The organism is Bacillus sp. JK62 (assembly GCF_053663455.1).
On sequence record NZ_JBSJQA010000002.1, the window covers coordinates 721,183 to 738,408 of the forward strand.

At 47.2% G+C, this 17,226-nt stretch carries 18 protein-coding genes; all 18 read left to right on the forward strand.

Going from position 1 to position 17,226, the window contains the following annotated elements:
• Positions 1-66: 66 nt before the first annotated feature.
• The 18 genes from ndk (at position 67) to ACWJJ4_RS08815 (ending at position 17,225) form a co-directional block, all read left to right on the forward strand.
• The gene (ndk, locus tag ACWJJ4_RS08730; protein WP_003153455.1) at positions 67-513 is read left to right on the forward strand and encodes a nucleoside-diphosphate kinase; all 447 of its coding nucleotides are present in this window, start codon (positions 67-69) and stop codon (positions 511-513) included.
• A 189-nt stretch (positions 514-702) separates the two neighbouring features.
• Positions 703-1,473, forward strand: a complete 771-nt coding sequence (locus ACWJJ4_RS08735) for a protein-glutamate O-methyltransferase (protein ID WP_077722527.1) — start codon at positions 703-705, stop codon at positions 1,471-1,473.
• 71 nt (positions 1,474-1,544) lie between these two features.
• Complete coding sequence (gene aroC / locus ACWJJ4_RS08740; RefSeq protein WP_003153459.1) at positions 1,545-2,717, forward strand: chorismate synthase; 1,173 nt, start codon at positions 1,545-1,547, stop codon at positions 2,715-2,717.
• On the forward strand, positions 2,717-3,805 hold the full coding sequence (aroB, locus tag ACWJJ4_RS08745; protein ID WP_229154222.1) for a 3-dehydroquinate synthase: 1,089 nt from the start codon (positions 2,717-2,719) through the stop codon (positions 3,803-3,805). Before aroC ends, aroB begins: the two co-directional genes overlap by 1 nt.
• A complete protein-coding gene (aroH, locus tag ACWJJ4_RS08750) occupies positions 3,802-4,185 on the forward strand; it encodes a chorismate mutase (RefSeq protein ID WP_003153463.1) in 384 nt (127 codons plus the stop codon). The genes aroB and aroH overlap by 4 nt, the downstream gene beginning before the upstream one ends.
• Before the next feature lie 223 nt (positions 4,186-4,408).
• Positions 4,409-5,956, forward strand: a complete 1,548-nt coding sequence (trpE, locus tag ACWJJ4_RS08755) for an anthranilate synthase component I (RefSeq protein ID WP_229154218.1) — start codon at positions 4,409-4,411, stop codon at positions 5,954-5,956.
• A complete protein-coding gene (gene trpD, locus ACWJJ4_RS08760; RefSeq protein WP_416405632.1) occupies positions 5,928-6,944 on the forward strand; it encodes an anthranilate phosphoribosyltransferase in 1,017 nt (338 codons plus the stop codon). The genes trpE and trpD overlap by 29 nt, the downstream gene beginning before the upstream one ends.
• A complete protein-coding gene (gene trpC, locus ACWJJ4_RS08765) occupies positions 6,937-7,689 on the forward strand; it encodes an indole-3-glycerol phosphate synthase TrpC (protein ID WP_003153467.1) in 753 nt (250 codons plus the stop codon). Before trpD ends, trpC begins: the two co-directional genes overlap by 8 nt.
• A gap of 4 nt (positions 7,690-7,693) precedes the next feature.
• Positions 7,694-8,347 (forward strand): phosphoribosylanthranilate isomerase, encoded by a 654-nt coding sequence (locus ACWJJ4_RS08770; protein ID WP_146277086.1) that lies wholly within the window; start codon positions 7,694-7,696, stop codon positions 8,345-8,347.
• Positions 8,328-9,530, forward strand: coding sequence for a tryptophan synthase subunit beta (gene trpB, locus ACWJJ4_RS08775; RefSeq protein ID WP_454021575.1), 1,203 nt, complete (start codon positions 8,328-8,330; stop codon positions 9,528-9,530). The genes ACWJJ4_RS08770 and trpB overlap by 20 nt, the downstream gene beginning before the upstream one ends.
• The gene (trpA, locus tag ACWJJ4_RS08780; protein ID WP_176283400.1) at positions 9,523-10,320 is read left to right on the forward strand and encodes a tryptophan synthase subunit alpha; all 798 of its coding nucleotides are present in this window, start codon (positions 9,523-9,525) and stop codon (positions 10,318-10,320) included. The genes trpB and trpA overlap by 8 nt, the downstream gene beginning before the upstream one ends.
• Positions 10,321-10,331: 11 nt before the next feature.
• Positions 10,332-11,414, forward strand: coding sequence for a histidinol-phosphate transaminase (gene hisC, locus ACWJJ4_RS08785; protein WP_071391694.1), 1,083 nt, complete (start codon positions 10,332-10,334; stop codon positions 11,412-11,414).
• A 51-nt stretch (positions 11,415-11,465) separates the two neighbouring features.
• On the forward strand, positions 11,466-12,581 hold the full coding sequence (locus tag ACWJJ4_RS08790; RefSeq protein WP_024085534.1) for a prephenate dehydrogenase: 1,116 nt from the start codon (positions 11,466-11,468) through the stop codon (positions 12,579-12,581).
• 11 nt (positions 12,582-12,592) lie between these two features.
• Positions 12,593-13,879 (forward strand): 3-phosphoshikimate 1-carboxyvinyltransferase, encoded by a 1,287-nt coding sequence (gene aroA / locus ACWJJ4_RS08795; RefSeq protein ID WP_265210105.1) that lies wholly within the window; start codon positions 12,593-12,595, stop codon positions 13,877-13,879.
• A 318-nt stretch (positions 13,880-14,197) separates the two neighbouring features.
• A complete protein-coding gene (locus ACWJJ4_RS08800) occupies positions 14,198-15,469 on the forward strand; it encodes a tetratricopeptide repeat protein (RefSeq protein ID WP_070082030.1) in 1,272 nt (423 codons plus the stop codon).
• Positions 15,470-15,542: 73 nt separating this feature from the next.
• Entirely contained in the window at positions 15,543-16,082 is a 540-nt protein-coding gene (locus ACWJJ4_RS08805; protein WP_003153482.1) for a ReoY family proteolytic degradation factor, read from the forward strand.
• A 54-nt stretch (positions 16,083-16,136) separates the two neighbouring features.
• A complete protein-coding gene (locus ACWJJ4_RS08810) occupies positions 16,137-16,583 on the forward strand; it encodes a YpiF family protein (protein ID WP_003153483.1) in 447 nt (148 codons plus the stop codon).
• Positions 16,584-16,721: 138 nt separating this feature from the next.
• Entirely contained in the window at positions 16,722-17,225 is a 504-nt protein-coding gene (locus tag ACWJJ4_RS08815; RefSeq protein WP_003153484.1) for a ubiquinol-cytochrome c reductase iron-sulfur subunit, read from the forward strand.
• Position 17,226: the final 1 nt, after the last annotated feature.

Sequence of the window (17,226 nt, forward strand, 5' to 3'; positions counted from 1 at the left end):
AGAAAGATGTTACGATTTCGGTGTGCAACTTGAAAGCCTATACATAATGATGGGGTGGAGAATCTTATGGAAAAAACTTTTATCATGGTAAAACCGGACGGCGTACAGCGCCAGCTAATCGGAGAGATTTTATCCAGATTTGAGCGTAAGGGCTTACAATTGGCAGGAGCCAAGCTAATGCAAGTTTCAGAACAGATGGCTGAAAACCATTATGCTGAACATAAAGGGAAGCCGTTTTTCGGCGAGCTTGTGGAATTCATTACATCAGGACCCGTATTTGCAATGGTATGGGAAGGGGAAAATGTAGTAGAGATCACAAGACAGCTGATCGGAAAAACGAACCCGAAAGATGCACTGCCGGGCACGATCCGCGGTGACTACGGCATGTTTGTCGGCAAAAATATCATTCACGGTTCAGACTCCTTAGAAAGCGCTGAGCGGGAAATTGACATTTTCTTCAAACAGGAAGAGCTTGTACCGTATCAAAAATTAATGGCCGACTGGGTGTACTAAGCCGTCAGCCTTTCTTTTTCTCTTGTTATGAAAAGGTTTACATATTTTAAGAAAGACAGAGGCTGCGCTGCCCTGTCTTTTCATTTCTCACAAATCAGCCTGCGGGCTGATTTTTTTATTGAAATCGTACAAATTAGAAAGAAAACAGGCTATACTAGGACAAAAGACAGCGAGATTGGGAGAGAAGCAATGGAGCCTTACGACATTTTTATCACCAAGTGGAAACAAATAACCGGCGTTGATTTATCTTTATACAAAGAAGCACAAATGAAAAGGCGGCTGACGTCCCTTTATGAAAAAAAGGGATTCAAAGATTTTCAGGAATTTGCCGCCGCTTTGGAGAAAGACAAGCTTTTATTAAATGAAACATTGGACAGGATGACAATCAATGTTTCTGAATTTTACCGAAATTATAAACGGTGGGAAATTCTTGAAACCTCAATTCTTCCGTTAATAAAGCATAACAAACCGTTAAAAATATGGAGTGCTGCCTGTTCAACAGGGGAGGAACCCTATACTTTGGCCATGATTCTCAATCAGCAGACGGGGCTGGCCGGATTTGATATATTGGCTACAGATATTGATGAAAAGGCGCTAAGCAAAGCCAAGCGGGGCATCTATCAGGAACGCTCGCTGCAAGAGGTGCCGGCTTCCGTGAAAAGCCGTTATTTCACCAAGCAGGCTGACAACAGTTATCAAGTAAAACAAGAGATTCAAAAAAACATCCGGTTTAAGCGGCACAACCTGCTCGCCGACAGCTATGAACAGGATTTTGATCTGATCGTCTGCCGCAACGTCTTTATTTATTTTACTGAAAAAGCAAAAGAAGAGCTGTATGTGAAAATGGCGGGCAGCCTGAAAAAGAACGGAATTCTGTTTGTCGGAAGCACAGAGCAGATTTTCAGCCCGGAAAAATTCGGCCTTGAGAGCACTGATACATTTTTTTATCAAAAAAGATAGAAGACATTTAATGAAAACTTGTGGTATAGTTTTACTTAAAAGCGTTAATGCGATGAAGGGAGAAGAAAGAAATGAGATACTTAACAGCCGGAGAATCACACGGTCCGCAGCTGACGACAATTATAGAAGGTGTGCCTGCGGGGCTTTATATAACTGAAGAAGATATTAATTTTGAGCTTGCCAGACGTCAAAAAGGGCACGGCCGCGGACGCCGCATGCAGATTGAAACGGACAGAGCGAAGATCACAAGCGGCGTGCGGCATGCTCGGACACTCGGTTCACCCATCGCGCTCGTTGTAGAAAATAAAGATTGGACTCACTGGACAAAAATCATGGGCGCCGCACCGATTACAGAAGAAGAAGAAAGTGAAATGAAACGCCAGATTTCAAGACCGAGACCGGGACACGCAGATTTGAACGGTGCTATTAAATATAATCACCGCGATATGAGAAATGTGTTAGAACGATCTTCCGCGCGTGAGACAACGGTTCGCGTGGCCGCCGGAGCCGTCGCTAAAAAGATTTTAGCGGAGCTTGGCATTAAAGTCGCCGGACATGTCCTGCAAATCGGCAGCGTAAAAGCAGAGAAAACCGATTACACATCTATTGAGGATCTCAAACGGGTAACGGAAGAATCACCGGTCAGATGCTACGATGAAGAAGCAGGCCGTCAAATGATGGCAGCCATTGATGAAGCGAAGGCAAACGGCGACTCGATCGGCGGAATCGTTGAAGTGATCGTCGAAGGTATGCCGGTCGGTGTCGGAAGCTATGTCCACTATGACCGTAAGCTGGACAGCAAGCTCGCTGCTGCCGTTCTGTCGATTAACGCGTTTAAAGGCGTAGAGTTCGGCATCGGTTTTGAAGCGGCCGGCAAAAACGGCAGTGAAGTTCATGATGAAATCGTATGGGATGAAGAGAAAGGCTATACACGCGCCACAAACAGGCTCGGAGGATTAGAAGGCGGTATGACGACGGGAATGCCGATTGTCGTCCGCGGCGTTATGAAACCGATCCCTACTTTGTATAAGCCGCTGAAAAGCGTCGACATTGAAACGAAAGAACCGTTTACAGCGAGCATTGAACGTTCAGACAGCTGCGCGGTTCCGGCAGCAAGCGTAGTGGCTGAAGCAGCAGTGGCCTGGGAAATCGCAAATGCCGTCGTAGAACAATTCGGGCTTGACCAGATCGACCGTATTAAAGAAAATGTTGAAAACATGAAAAAACTATCGAGGGAATTCTGATGAAAGAGCTTGAGGTTCGGACAGCTTCCTCCGCATATCCCGTGTATATCGGTGAAGGCATAAGGAAACAGGCCGCTGCTCTTTTGTCTTCACTGAACAGGCCGCTGACAAAGATCCTTCTCGTCATCGATGCTGAAGTTGACCGGCTTTACGGCGATGAGATGTTCCGGCTATTAAGCGAAATATGGCCCGTGAAAAAAGTAATCGTTCCAAGTGGAGAAGAAGCGAAGTCTCTAAAAGAGTATGAACGGATTCAAACGGAAGCGATCGCTTTCCATATGGACCGCTCCTCATGTATGATCGCCTTCGGAGGCGGCGTGACGGGTGATTTGGCCGGCTTTTGCGCAGCAACATTTATGCGAGGAATTGATTTCATTCAAATGCCGACGACACTGCTTGCCCATGACAGTGCGGTCGGCGGCAAGGTGGCCGTCAACCATAAACTCGGAAAGAACTTAATCGGCGCGTTTTATCAGCCGAAAGCGGTGATTTACGATACGGAGCTTCTGAAAACCCTGCCGGAACAAGAGCTGAGATCGGGCATGGCTGAAGTGATCAAACACGCGTTTATCGCCGATCATGCTTTTTTAGAAAAACTTCTCACGTTTGACACGTTGCAAGGACTGACAAGCGCTGATCTGAATGAAATGATTTATAAAGGAATTTCAATCAAATCGGCCGTCGTGCGTGAGGACGAAAAGGAAGAGGGGATAAGAGCTTTTCTGAATTTCGGTCATACGCTCGGCCATGCCGTTGAGGCGGAATACGGCTACGGCCGGATTACTCATGGAGATGCGGTCGCCCTCGGCATGCAGTTTGCCCTTTACGTGAGTGAACAGGTTGCGGGTTGCAAGATGAACAGGAAAGAACTCACACAATGGCTGATTGGGCTCGGCTACCCGGGAAGCATCAGACAAGATATTGAAACGCCGGTTCTTTCCGCCCGGATGATGAATGATAAAAAAACGCGCGGAGGCATGACACAGTTCATCGTGTTAAAAGAATTAGGCGAAGCGCGGGACTGCATGCTTTCAAAAGATGAGCTCGAAAATTTGCTGAACAAATGGCGAATGGAGGAAACAGCATGATGATACGCGGCATTCGCGGAGCAACAACGGTGGAACAAGACACCGAACAAGAAATTTTAGAAAAAACACAGCAGCTGCTTGAAAAAATCATTGAACAAAATGGATGCAAGCCGGAAGACGTTGTACAGATCCTGTTATCCGCCACGCCTGATATCCATTCCGTATTTCCGGCAAAAGCGGTCCGCCGCCTTTCCGGGTGGCAGTACGTCCCGGTGACGTGCATGCAGGAAATGGATGTTACCGGCGCTCTGCAAAAGTGTATCCGTGTCCTGATGACGGTTCAGACGGATACGCCTCAGGATGAAATCAAGCATGTCTATCTAGAAAAAGCCGTTGTGTTAAGGCCGGATTTATCATTGACAAAAAATACTGACATGTAATACGATAAACAAAGCTTAGAAATACACAAGAGTGTGTATAGAGCTGGTAAGTAAGATATTGAACAGTTGAGTTTAGAATAGGGTAGCAGAGAATGAGTTTAGCTGAGCTGAGATAAACACGTTTTTATTCTGCCCAAAAGAAGCCTTTCTTTTGGGTTTATTTCTTATACGCAAGACTCCTCTCACTCTTCATCTCATTCTCCTTACCGTAAGGAGGAGAATCATGAATTTACAATCGGATGTTTCTTTATTTTTAAAGGACAGTCTGACACACCGCACCATTCCAATCGCAGAGACTTTTACGGTCGACACGATCACACCCATTCAGATGGTTGAAAAACTGGACAGAAACATTACGTATCTTTTAGAAAGCAAGGATGAGTCGTCAAGCTGGTCGAGATACTCTTTTATCGGCCTTGATCCTTTTATCACGATTAAGGAGAGTCATCACACATTCACTGCCGCTGATCCAAACGGGCATACGCTGTTTGAAGCCGGAGAACTAAAAGCCGTGCTTGATTGGATGAATGAAAGCTTCCGCATTAAAACACCCGAGCTTGATATCCCGTTTTCGGGAGGGGCCGTCGGTTATCTGAGCTATGACATGATTCCTTTGATTGAGCCTTCCGTGCCGAGCCACGCGAAAGAAACAGATTTCGAAAAATGCATGCTGTTTGTCTGCCGGAAAATCATCGCGTACGATCACGAAACGAAACAAGTGCATTTCATTCAATATGCGGCGCTTAACGGCCGGGAGACGGAGGAAGAAAAGCGGGCCGTTTTTAAAGAAAATTGCGCGGAGCTTCGTAAGCTTATCGGTATTTTGACAGAACCGAAAGATATGAAAGAGCCGTTTTTTTCTAAAGAAACATTTGAAACGCCAAGTTTTGCCGATGTGACATCCAATTATACGAAAGAAGAGTTTATGGCCGGCGTCGATAAACTGAAAGAATATATAAAAGCCGGAGACATTTTTCAAGGGGTGCTTTCGCAAAAGTTTGACATTCCGGTATCCAGACATTCATTTGAGCTGTACAGGGTGCTCCGCATCATCAATCCTTCACCTTATATGTACTATATCAAACTGCCTGACAGAGACATTGTCGGGAGTTCGCCTGAACGTCTGATCCGCGTGCATGACAGGCACTTAGAAATTCATCCGATTGCCGGAACGAGAAGAAGGGGCGCCGGAAAAGAAGAGGACGAACGCCTGAAAAAAGAGCTGATGAATGACGAAAAAGAGAAAGCTGAACATTATATGCTCGTCGATCTTGCGCGCAATGACATCGGCAGAGTTGCGGAGTACGGTTCCGTAGCCGTTCCGGAATTCACAAAGGTCGTTTCTTTTTCACATGTGATGCACATCATCTCTGTTGTAACCGGCCGTTTAAAACAGGGCGTCCATCCGGTTGATGCGCTGATGTCGGCATTCCCGGCAGGAACACTCTCGGGCGCTCCGAAAATCCGCGCGATGCAGCTTTTAAATGAATTAGAACCGACTTCCAGAGAAACCTACGGCGGATGTATCGCTTATATCGGATTTGACGGGTCAATTGATTCGTGTATCACCATCCGCACCATGAGTGTCAAAAACGGTACGGCGTCGGTGCAGGCAGGCGCTGGAATAGTCGCCGATTCCGTCCCGGAAGCCGAATATGAAGAGAGCTGCAACAAAGCGGGGGCGCTTTTAAAAACGATTCAAATCGCAGAAGACATCTTTTCTGGCGGGGAGGAGAAGACGGATGAACAAATTTCTGCAATCGTGCGTTAATGGCCGCACGCTGAAAACCGGAGAAGCCGAAAAGCTGATGGAGATGATGATGAACGGGGACATGTCGCAGTCTGAGATCGGCGGGATTTTATCAGTATTAGCCCACCGGGGTGAAACGGCGGAGGAGCTTGCCGGATTTGTAAAAGTGATGCGGGCGCGGGCACAGACGGCGGGTGGCTTGGCGGATGTCGTTGATACGTGCGGAACAGGCGGAGACGGGATTTCTACGTTTAACATATCCACGGCAGCGGCGATTACAGCTTCTGCCGCCGGAGCTAAAGTTGCCAAGCACGGAAATCGCTCCGTTTCGTCTAAAAGCGGCAGCGCGGATGTGCTGGAAAAGCTGGGGGTTTCCATTCAAGCCACTCCAGAAAGCGTCAAACGCAGCATTGAAATGAAACAAATGGGGTTTTTGTTTGCGCCGCTGTTTCATTCGTCAATGAAGCACGTCGCCGCCGCAAGAAAAGAGCTTGGCTTCCGAACCGTATTTAATCTGCTGGGCCCGCTCAGCAACCCGCTGCAGGTGAAGCGGCAGGTGATCGGCGTCTATTCATTTGATAAAGCGCGCCTGATGGCAAGCGCTTTGGAACAATTTGATGTCAGACACGTCATGCTTGTGTCGGCGCGTGACGGATTAGATGAACTGTCCATCACAGCACCGACCGATATCATTGAGCTGAAAAACGGTGAACGTCTGGAATATTCCGTTTCACCTGAACAATTCGGTTTTGCAGAAGGTTCATTGAAGGATATTCAAGTGAGTTCATCGGAAGAAAGCGCGCTTCTCATTCAGAATATTTTTGCAAATAGAGCTCCGTCATCCGCTCTGCATATTACCGCCTTAAATGCGGGCGCGGCCATTTATACGGCAGGTCTTGCAAACGATCTGAAAGAAGGAACGAAAACAGCCTTAGAAGCGATTCAAAACGGAGATGCCAAAAGGCAGCTCGAACGTCTGAAACAGAAAGAGGAAGAAATGTATGCTTGATCAAATCATTCTGCAGAAAAAAGAAGAAATCAAATCCATCGTGCTGCCGGAAACCTGTCAAATTGAACGGAGATCCTTTAAAGAAGCGCTCCTGAACCCGAACCGTTTTATCGGGCTGATTGCCGAAGTGAAAAAAGCTTCGCCGTCTAAAGGATTGATTAAAGAGCATTTTGTTCCGGAAACGATTGCGGCGGATTATGAAGCGGCTAAAGCCGACGCCCTTTCGGTTCTCACGGATACCCGTTTTTTTCAGGGGAGAAATCAATTTCTGACAGATGTTAAACAAACCGTGTCTCTTCCCGTGCTGAGAAAAGATTTTATTATTGATTCCCTTCAGGTGGAGGAATCGTTCAGGATCGGCGCCGATGCCATTTTGCTGATCGGGGAAGCGCTGGAACCTTCAAAGCTTCATGAGCTTTATCTGGAAGCCCGCGGGAAGGGCATGGACGTTCTCGTTGAAGTCCATGATGAAACTGTGCTTGAACGGATTTTACAAGTGTTTCAGCCGGACATTCTCGGCATAAACAACCGGGACTTAAAAACGTTCCGTACTTCTGTTTCGCAAACGGAAAAAATAGCGCAGCTTGTGCCGGACGGCTGCCTGCTGGTCAGCGAAAGCGGCATCGGTTCTTTGGCTGACCTGCAATTCGTCAACAAGCACGGGGCGCAGGCTGTATTGGTCGGAGAATCCTTAATGAGAGAGGATTCGCAGCAAAAGGCGATCCGCGGACTGTTCGGAGAGTGACGATATGAAAAAGCCTGAGTTAAAGTACTGCGGAATACGATCGAAGCGTGATTATGAACTTGCGGCAGCTTCAGAAGCGGATTATCTGGGATTTATTTTTGCCCCAAGCAAACGGAGAGTAACGCCGGATGAGGTCCGGAAATGGAAAGAGCAGGTCCGGACAGACAAGAAACATGTCGGAGTATTTGTAAATGAAACGATAGAAAACATCGGGCAAATCGCCTCTGATCTGGCACTTGACGTCATCCAGCTTCACGGTGATGAATCGCCTGAGGATGCCCTCCGTCTCCGTCCGCTTGTGAGCTCGGAAATATGGAAAGCGCTCCATCACGGGGAAGGGACGCTCCGTCAGATGGCTCAATTTGCACCTGCTGTCGACGGCTATGTCATTGATTCTTCAGTGACAGGAATGAGAGGCGGGACGGGAATCGCGTTTTCATGGGCCCGTGTCCCCTTGTACCGAAAGCAGGCTCAAAATGCAAGCAAGCGCTGTTTTATTGCGGGCGGTGTTAATCCTGAGACGATTACCGGCTTACTGAGATCGCGTCCGTGCGGTATAGATCTTGCCAGCGGAATTGAAAAAAACGGACACAAGGATCAAACACTGATCCGGCTTTTAGAAGAAAGGATGAACCACTATGTATCCATATCCAAATGAAAACGGAAGATACGGCGAATTCGGCGGCAAATTTGTCCCTGAAACATTGATGCGGCCCCTTGAGGAAATCGAAACGGCTTTCACAGAATTAAAAAATGATCCTGTTTTTCATGCCGAATATAAAAAACTATTGTTTGATTACTCCGGAAGACCGACTGCATTAACGTTCGCAGACAGGGTGTCAGAGTATTTGGGAGGGGCGAAAATCTATCTGAAAAGAGAAGATTTAAACCATACCGGCTCTCATAAAATTAACAACGCGTTAGGCCAGATTCTGCTTGCTAAAAAGATGGGCAAAACGAAAATCATCGCCGAAACCGGTGCGGGACAGCACGGTGTGGCTGCCGCGACAGCCGCCGCAAAATTCGGTTTTAAATGTACGGTTTTTATGGGTGAAGAAGACGTTGCGCGCCAGTCGCTGAACGTATTCCGGATGAAACTGCTCGGCGCGGAAGTGGTGCCGGTCACAAGCGGCAACGGCACGCTGAAAGATGCGACGAATGAGGCAATCAGGTATTGGGTCCAGCATTGTGAAGATCATTTCTATCTTATCGGTTCTGTAGTGGGTCCGCACCCGTATCCGTATATCGTTCGCGAATTTCAGAAAATCATCGGCGAGGAAGCGAAAGAACAGCTCCGCCGAGTTGAAGGAACGCTCCCGGATAAGGTTGTTGCATGTGTCGGCGGCGGAAGCAATGCGATGGGCATATTTCAGGCCTTTTTAGAAGAAGACATTGAGCTGATCGGCGCCGAGGCGGCCGGAAAAGGAATTGATACGCCGCTGCATGCGGCAACGATCGCAAAAGGGACGCTCGGGGTGATTCACGGATCAATGACCTATTTAATACAAGATGAATACGGGCAGATTATCGAACCGTATTCCATTTCAGCAGGCCTTGATTACCCGGGGATCGGCCCTGAGCACGCCTATCTGCACAAAAGCGGCCGTGTAACGTACGAAAGCGTGACAGACGATGAAGCGATTGCCGCGTTACGTCTGCTTTCTGAAACAGAAGGTATTCTTCCGGCTATTGAATCTGCCCACGCCCTGGCAAAAGCGTTCGAAATGGCAAAGGACATGGATAAAGACAAAATCATTCTCGTCAGTTTGTCGGGAAGAGGAGATAAAGACGTTCATACGCTGATGAATGTTTTGGAAAACGGGGTGGAGACACATGTTTAATCTGCGAGGTTCTGAAAAATTGTTTATCCCTTTTATCACAGCGGGCGATCCGCTTCCTGACATTTCTGTTGAACTGGCAATATCATTGCAGAATGCAGGCGCTTCTGCCCTTGAAATCGGCGTTCCTTACACAGATCCGCTTGCGGACGGACCCGTCATACAACGGGCTTCAAAACGGGCTCTGGAAAACGGAATGAATATCGTAAAAGCCATTGAACTTGGCGGCAAAATGAAAAAAAACGGCGTTCATATTCCAATTATCCTCTTTACGTATTATAATCCTGTGTTACAATTAGAAAAAGAATACTTTTTCGCTTTACTGCGGGAAAACGACATAGACGGCCTGCTTGTACCCGACCTTCCATTAGAGGAAAGCGCCCTTTTGCAAATGACATGCAAAAAGGAGAACATCGCTTATATCTCACTGGTTGCGCCGACAAGTGAAGACCGTTTGAAAATAATTACTGAACAGGCCTGCGGCTTTGTGTATTGTGTATCCTCTTTAGGAGTGACGGGCGTACGCAGCGAATTCGATCCTTCTGTATACTCTTTCATCCGTAAGGTGAAAGAATTCAGCTCTGTTCCGGTGGCGGTCGGTTTTGGCATTTCAAACCGCAAACAGGTTGACGGGATGAATGAAATATCTGACGGTGTCGTTGTCGGCAGCGCGCTTGTCAAAAAAGTTGAAGAGCTTAAAACAAAGCTTGTGAATCCCGGCACAAGAGCTGATGCGCTTCTTGAATTTGAAGAATACGCAAAGACGTTCGGACGACTGTACAGTGTAAAATGAGGTGACTGGATTTGCAGATTAAAGAACAGCTGCGGCAGCTGAAACCGTATCAGCCGGGCAAACCAATAGAAGAAGTGAAAATGGAATACGGGCTTGAAAAAGTAGTAAAACTCGCTTCTAACGAAAATCCGTTCGGCTGTTCACAGGCCGCAAAAGATGCGCTGCATCGGGAGATTGAGCAGCTTGCGCTGTATCCCGACGGTTACAGTGCCGCTTTGAGAACGCGGCTCAGTGAGCATCTGCAGGTCAGTGAATCTTCGATCATTTTCGGCAACGGCTCTGATGAGCTAGTGCAGATTATCTGCCGTTCTTTATTAAATGATCAGGCAAACACGATTACCGCCGCCCCGACTTTCCCGCAATACAGACACAATGCGGTGATTGAAGGCGCTGAGGTGCGCGAGGTGCCGCTCCGCAGTGACGGCGCTCATGATTTGGACCGGATGCTGGAAGCAATTGACGGCGAGACGAAAGTCATATGGGTATGCAACCCCAATAATCCGACGGGGACATATACTTCTGAGCAAGAGCTAATTGCCTTTTTAAACAGAGTTCCCGAGCATATACTCGTTGTCCTTGATGAAGCGTACTACGAGTATGTTACGGCGGAAGATTACCCAGAAAGCATTCCGCTTTTAAAGCAATATCCGAATGTCATGATCCTCCGCACCTTCTCTAAAGCGTACGGACTTGCCGCGCTGCGCGTCGGATACGGCATTGCGGACGAAGCGCTGATCCGCCAGATTGAACCGGCGAGAGAGCCGTTCAATACGAGCAGAATCGGTCAGGCTTCGGCACTGGCAGCGCTTGACGACCAGACATTTATCCAGGAATGCGTCGAGAAAAATAAAGCCGGCCTTAAGCAGTATTATGATTTTGCGGAAACTCACGGATTAACTTGTTATCCTTCACAAACCAACTTTGTGCTCATTGATTTTAACCGTCCGGCGGATGAACTGTTCCAAGCCCTGTTGGAAAAAGGATATATCGTCCGCTCAGGACAGGCGCTCGGATTTCCGACAGCGTTAAGGATTACGGTCGGTACGAAAGAGCAGAATGAGGAAATTCTCACAATTTTAGCTGAAATATTATAAGAGGTGATCAAGCATCACCTCTTTGCTCTATTAAAATAGATGAAAAAGGAAATGAGTGAAATGAAGGATACCATATTGCTTGCGGGGATCGGACTGATCGGCGGATCGATCGCACTGGCCATCAAAAAGGAGCATCCGCATAAACGGATTATCGGTGTGGATATTTCGGAAGAACAGCTCACTGCCGCGCTGAAGCTCGGAATTATTGACGAGCGGGCCGGCTCATTGACGGAAGGGGCGCAGCAAGCGTCTGTTGTCATTATCGCCACGCCTGTCGCCCAAACGCTGAAAATGCTCGATATGCTGGCCGCATCAGACATCACCCATGAACTCCTGATTACGGATGTGGGCAGCACGAAACAGAAAGTCGTCAGCTACGCCGACAAAGTGCTTCCGGCTCACTATCAATTTGTCGGCGGCCATCCGATGGCGGGGTCTCATAAATCCGGGGCCGCTGCCGCCAAAGAATTTTTATTCGAAAATGCGTTTTACATTTTAACACCCGGAAAATCAACTTCTAAAGAGTCAGTAACGCATCTGAAGGAGCTTTTGAAAGCGGCAAACGCCCACTTTGTGGAGATGACTCCCGAGGAGCATGACGGCGTAACGAGCGTCATCAGCCATTTCCCTCATATCGTTGCTGCAAGCCTCGTCCATCAGGCTCATCATTCTGAAGAAAATTATCCGTTTTTGAAGCGTTTCGCAGCCGGCGGTTTTCGGGACATCACCAGAATCGCCTCAAGCAGTCCGGCGATGTGGAGAGACATACTTCTTCATAACAAAGATAAACTGCTTGACCGCTTCAAAGAATGGAAACGGGAGATTGACACGATCGAATCTTATGTAGAAAATGAAGATGCGGACAGCCTGTTCGGATATTTTAAAAAAGCGAAAGATTATCGCGACGGCCTGCCGCTCCGTCAAAAAGGAGCGATCCCGTCCTTTTATGACCTTTATGTCGATGTTCCCGATCATCCGGGGGTCATTTCGGAAATTACGGCGATACTGGCAGAAGAAAAAATCAGTATCACCAACATCCGCATTATCGAAACAAGAGAAGATATTAACGGAATTCTCAGAATCAGTTTCCAGACTGATGATGACCGGAAGCGCGCGGAAACCTGCATTCAATCCCGCGCCAAATATGACACATTTTACGCTGACTGAGGTGGAAAACATTGAAAAGAGAAAAAGTGACGTCTTTAAACGGTGAAATTCATATTCCGGGGGATAAATCCATCTCCCACCGTTCTGTTATGTTCGGAGCGCTTGCGGAAGGAACGACAACGGTAAAAAACTTTTTGCCCGGAGCCGATTGTCTGAGCACCATTGCCTGCTTCAGAAAAATGGGTGTCTCCATTGAACAAAACGGAAGTGATGTAACGATATACGGAAAGGGCATTGACGCACTTTGTGAGCCTGACAGCCTTCTTGATGTCGGAAATTCCGGCACGACCATCCGCCTGATGCTCGGCATTTTAGCCGGACGCCCATTTCACAGTACGGTAGCGGGTGACGAAAGTATTGCAAAGCGCCCGATGAAGAGGGTGACGGAGCCTTTAAAACAGATGGGAGCCGCGATTGACGGAAGAGCGGACGGAGGGTTTACACCTTTATCCGTAAGAGGCGGACAATTGAAAGGCATTGATTACGTCTCCCCTGTTGCAAGCGCGCAGATCAAATCTGCCGTGCTGCTTGCCGGATTGCAGGCTGAAGGGAAGACGACCGTCACTGAGCCCCATAAATCAAGAGACCATACGGAACGGATGCTGAACGCTTTTGGCGCCGAGCTTGCGGAAACGGAGACGAGCGCTTCCGTAACGGGCGGTCAGAAGCTTCGGGGAGCCGATATTTTCGTGCCCGGCGATATTTCTTCAGCGGCCTTTTTCCTCGCGGCAGGCGCTGTCGTTCCCGGAAGCCGGATTGTGCTGAAAAACGTCGGCCTGAACCCGACACGCACGGGGATGATTGATGTCTTAAAGCAAATGGGGGCTTCACTTGAAGTGATTCCTTCAGAAGCGGACAGCGCGGAGCCTTACGGAGACCTGGTTATTGAAACCTCAGCTCTGAAAGCGGCAGAAATCGGCGGAGAAATCATTCCCCGTTTAATTGACGAGATCCCGATTATCGCCCTTTTGGCAACGCAGGCTGAAGGCACAACTGTCATTAAAGACGCTGCGGAGCTGAAGGTGAAGGAAACGAACCGGATCGACACCGTCGTATCAGAGCTCCGGAAAATCGGCGCAGACATTGAACCGACTGAAGACGGCATGAAAATACACGGCAAAAAAACGCTTGCGGGCGGAGCCGATGTGTCAAGCCACGGCGACCACCGCATCGGCATGATGCTCGGTATCGCTTCATGCCTGACAGAAGAGCCGATTGACATCCGTGATACAGAGGCGATCCATGTCTCATATCCGACATTTTTTGAGCATTTAGATCAATTAGCCAAAAAAGCCTGAAGACTGTTCTTCGGGCTTTTTTCTTCATGTGTCATAAAATCTTGGGCTTTGACATAGCTTGTCTTAAACAGAAAAATAACAGAAAGGGGGAATGCGTTTTCGTTACAGAAACAGCCGGAACAAATTGCGCTGTTTGCGTATAAAGATGCCGCCCCCTTTTTTGCCGTTTTCCTCTTAACCATTTTCTGATAAACTATAATGCCGGGTGAAGCATCTTATTTGCGGGCAGGCCCTGTCTGAATTATGATAAGAATAACCCGAATAAAAACCCTTTTCATTTGGTTGATGAGGTATAGGAAAAGAAAGGACCGGTCTGATTTGAATACATTGATTCAAGAAGCCATAAAATTAGTTGAAGCAGGTGAAACCGAAAAGGGACTCAAAGCGCTTTCAAAAGCTGAAACAGAGCTTCATGACGAAGACAAAGCCATTGCAGCCCAGCTCTACTATGAATGGGGAAACGCCGAAAAAGCGTTAGCGCTGATCAGTGATCTGCATGACCTTTATCCGGATGAGTCTGAGCTGACGAATTTTTACGCCGAATTGTTAATAGATATTGATGAAGAAGAAAAAGCTCTTGAGGTGCTGGAGACGATTTCTCCGGAAGATCCGTCTTACGCGGAAAGCCTTCTTTTAATGGCTGATCTGTATCAGATGCAGGGCTTATTTGAAGTAAGTGAGCAAAAGCTGTTACAGGCGAAAGCGATGTTACAAGATGAACCAGTTATTGATTTCGCTCTGGGGGAATTATACTTCACTCAGGGATCATACGCAAAAGCCGTTCCTTACTATGAAGAGACGGCAAAAGAACGGCACGAAATCGGCGGCGTAAATGTTCATCAGAGGCTGGCTGAGTCATTGAGCGCGGCGGGTGAATTTGAGGAAGCGATTTCATGGTATGAAAAAGCGGCGGCAGAACATACAGAACCGAATACGATTTTCGGGTACGGGTTCACAGCCTATCAGGCGGGAATGGTCAAAACAGCCATCAAGCAGCTGTCTGATTTAAAAGGGCTTGATCCTTCCTATTCATCGCTTTATATGCCGCTTGCAAAAAGCTACGAGGCAGAAGGCATGTATGAAGATGCATTAAAAACCGCTAAAGAAGGTATTACTTACGATGAATACAATAAAGAGCTTTTTCTCTATGCGGCGAAAATGGCGTTAAAGCTCGGCAGCGAAGAGGAAGGCAAAAAGCTTCTTCAGGAAGCGCTGGCGCTCGATCCGGGTTACGTGGAAGCGCTCCATACGCTTTTAGCCGTCTATCATAAAGAAGAAAGCTTTGAAGAGATTATTGATCTGATTCAGGAAGTCCGCGGCTACGGGGAAGAAGATCCGAAATACAATTGGTATTTGGCGGGGGCCTATACAGGCCTTGAGCAATACGCTGAAGCGAAAAAAAGCTTCGAAGCTGCGTATCTCCATTATCAGGATGATCGGGATTTCTTATATGAATACGCTCACTTCTTATTGGAAGAGGGTCTCCAGAAAGAAGCGCTGCCGCTTTTAAAACAAGTGCTTTCAATGGATGGAATAAACGAAGAGCTTGAAGAAACAATCTTACGGATAGAGGATGAATTTTTAAGATAAGCAGGATTTTGGACCATGCTTGCTGAATGTATAAGTGATGTCAGATTATACGATCGATAGAGGAGGGAATTACATGCAGACCCCTGTTTCTGTCAATGAAAAAAAGGATTTTATCCGTTGGTTTTTAAATCATTATCAGCTTAAACGCCGGGAGTGCGTCTGGATTTTAAATTATTTAATGAGTCATGATTCATTAATGGAAAAAGTCCATTTTGTAGAACAAGCCGAATTTTGCCCGAGAGGCATTATCATGTCTACTCATTGCGTTGATGAGGTGCCGTTTAGGTTTTACAAAGAAAATGTCATGACTACGGACGCGGAAAAATCGTTTCACGACATCCGGTTAAATAAACAGCAGGATTTATTTATCCAGCTGAATTTCCGTTCGGCCTACAGCTCACCGGAATATGCCGCTGTTCTTGAATCAAATCCGCATCTGCCGAAAGACCTGTTTGAAAATAAACAGGATCAGGGGATGGCTGAAAAAATATTAGAACATGCCATTTCCACTTTCCAGCGGGAAAAGCTGCTTAAAGATATCGACGAGGCGCTGGACCGCCACGACAAAGAAACATTTGAAAAGCTTTCCCGCCAATTGAATCAGCTCACATAAATGACAGCCTTGCAGAATATGCAAGGCTTGTTGCGTAAAGAGGAGGAACGAGACATGAGATGGAGGGCCGCTGATGCCGATGCCTATTTACAATCTGCGGATTACATTGATACCGCTGTCATTCCGTTAATTTCCATAACGTCTTCAGGAGGCTTAAAAGAGGCCGTTGAACAGGGGGAAAGCACTCAATTGCTTTCTGAAGAGCTTGAGCGCCAATTGAAGGGACGGGTATATTTATTCCCCTCTTATACATATGTTGATATAGACCAATCACAAATCGCCCTGCTTCAAAAACTCAAAGAAGAGGTGATGACCAACTTCCGGCACGCCTTGTTCCTGACGGCAGACGAAAAATGGAAGGATTCTGAAATAGGGTCTGATGTCATATACATACCTGCCGTTCCGTTTGAACATATGAAAGACTCTTTAAAGAGAAAAATAGCGGATGACAAGTGCGGAGAAATTTTGAACGTTTTGTTACAGAAGTGGAACAATTCTTAAAAACTCCAGGCATCCTGCAAAACACCCGTTTTGCCTCTGTTGACCTTGCTGAAAGATTCATATATTATGAGGGTGTCAAATCTCAGAATTATTTTCTATTTTAGTTAATTTTTGGTCAATCTTTAGGGGGGGGAAGAGATGGGCGGAAAACAAGATATATCAAGAAGACAATTTTTAAACTATGCGCTCACCGGCGTGGGGGGATTTATGGCCGCCAGTGCGCTTATGCCTATGGTCCGTTTTGCGCTGGATCCGGTATTAAAACCGACGGGAGATCAAAAAATGGTGCAGGTTGTCAGTGTGGATGAGCTGACGAAGGAGCCGAAGCGGTTTGACTTTAAAATTCATCAAGTCGACGCCTGGTACGAATCGGAAGAATCCAGATCAGCCTGGGTTTACAAGCATGGGGATGAAATTATAGCGCTTTCTCCGATCTGCAAGCATTTAGGCTGCACCGTAAACTGGAACAATGATCCTAAAAATCCGAACAAATTCTTTTGTCCCTGCCATTACGGTCTGTATGAAAAAGACGGCACGAACGTTCCGGGCACGCCGCCGCTCGCGCCTCTTGACCGTTATGAGCAAAAAGTAAAGGACGGCTTTTTGTATCTTGGAAAAGCAAAGCCTAGGGGGGAAGGGTGAC

Excerpts from the sequence above, each read along its gene's own strand:
- ACWJJ4_RS08815 (WP_003153484.1), top strand. The coding sequence starts at position 16,722 with ATGGGCGGAAAACAAGATATATCAAGAAGACAATTTTTAAACTATGCG.
- ACWJJ4_RS08810 (WP_003153483.1), top strand. The coding sequence starts at position 16,137 with ATGAGATGGAGGGCCGCTGATGCCGATGCCTATTTACAATCTGCGGAT.
- ACWJJ4_RS08735 (WP_077722527.1), top strand. The coding sequence starts at position 703 with ATGGAGCCTTACGACATTTTTATCACCAAGTGGAAACAAATAACCGGC.
- trpB (WP_454021575.1), top strand. The coding sequence starts at position 8,328 with ATGTATCCATATCCAAATGAAAACGGAAGATACGGCGAATTCGGCGGC.
- ACWJJ4_RS08790 (WP_024085534.1), top strand. The coding sequence starts at position 11,466 with ATGAGTGAAATGAAGGATACCATATTGCTTGCGGGGATCGGACTGATC.
- aroB (WP_229154222.1), top strand. The coding sequence starts at position 2,717 with ATGAAAGAGCTTGAGGTTCGGACAGCTTCCTCCGCATATCCCGTGTAT.
- ndk (WP_003153455.1), top strand. The coding sequence starts at position 67 with ATGGAAAAAACTTTTATCATGGTAAAACCGGACGGCGTACAGCGCCAG.
- trpD (WP_416405632.1), top strand. The coding sequence starts at position 5,928 with ATGAACAAATTTCTGCAATCGTGCGTTAATGGCCGCACGCTGAAAACC.
- ACWJJ4_RS08805 (WP_003153482.1), top strand. The coding sequence starts at position 15,543 with ATGCAGACCCCTGTTTCTGTCAATGAAAAAAAGGATTTTATCCGTTGG.
- trpC (WP_003153467.1), top strand. The coding sequence starts at position 6,937 with ATGCTTGATCAAATCATTCTGCAGAAAAAAGAAGAAATCAAATCCATC.
- trpE (WP_229154218.1), top strand. The coding sequence starts at position 4,409 with ATGAATTTACAATCGGATGTTTCTTTATTTTTAAAGGACAGTCTGACA.
- ACWJJ4_RS08770 (WP_146277086.1), top strand. The coding sequence starts at position 7,694 with ATGAAAAAGCCTGAGTTAAAGTACTGCGGAATACGATCGAAGCGTGAT.
- aroH (WP_003153463.1), top strand. The coding sequence starts at position 3,802 with ATGATGATACGCGGCATTCGCGGAGCAACAACGGTGGAACAAGACACC.
- aroC (WP_003153459.1), top strand. The coding sequence starts at position 1,545 with ATGAGATACTTAACAGCCGGAGAATCACACGGTCCGCAGCTGACGACA.
- trpA (WP_176283400.1), top strand. The coding sequence starts at position 9,523 with ATGTTTAATCTGCGAGGTTCTGAAAAATTGTTTATCCCTTTTATCACA.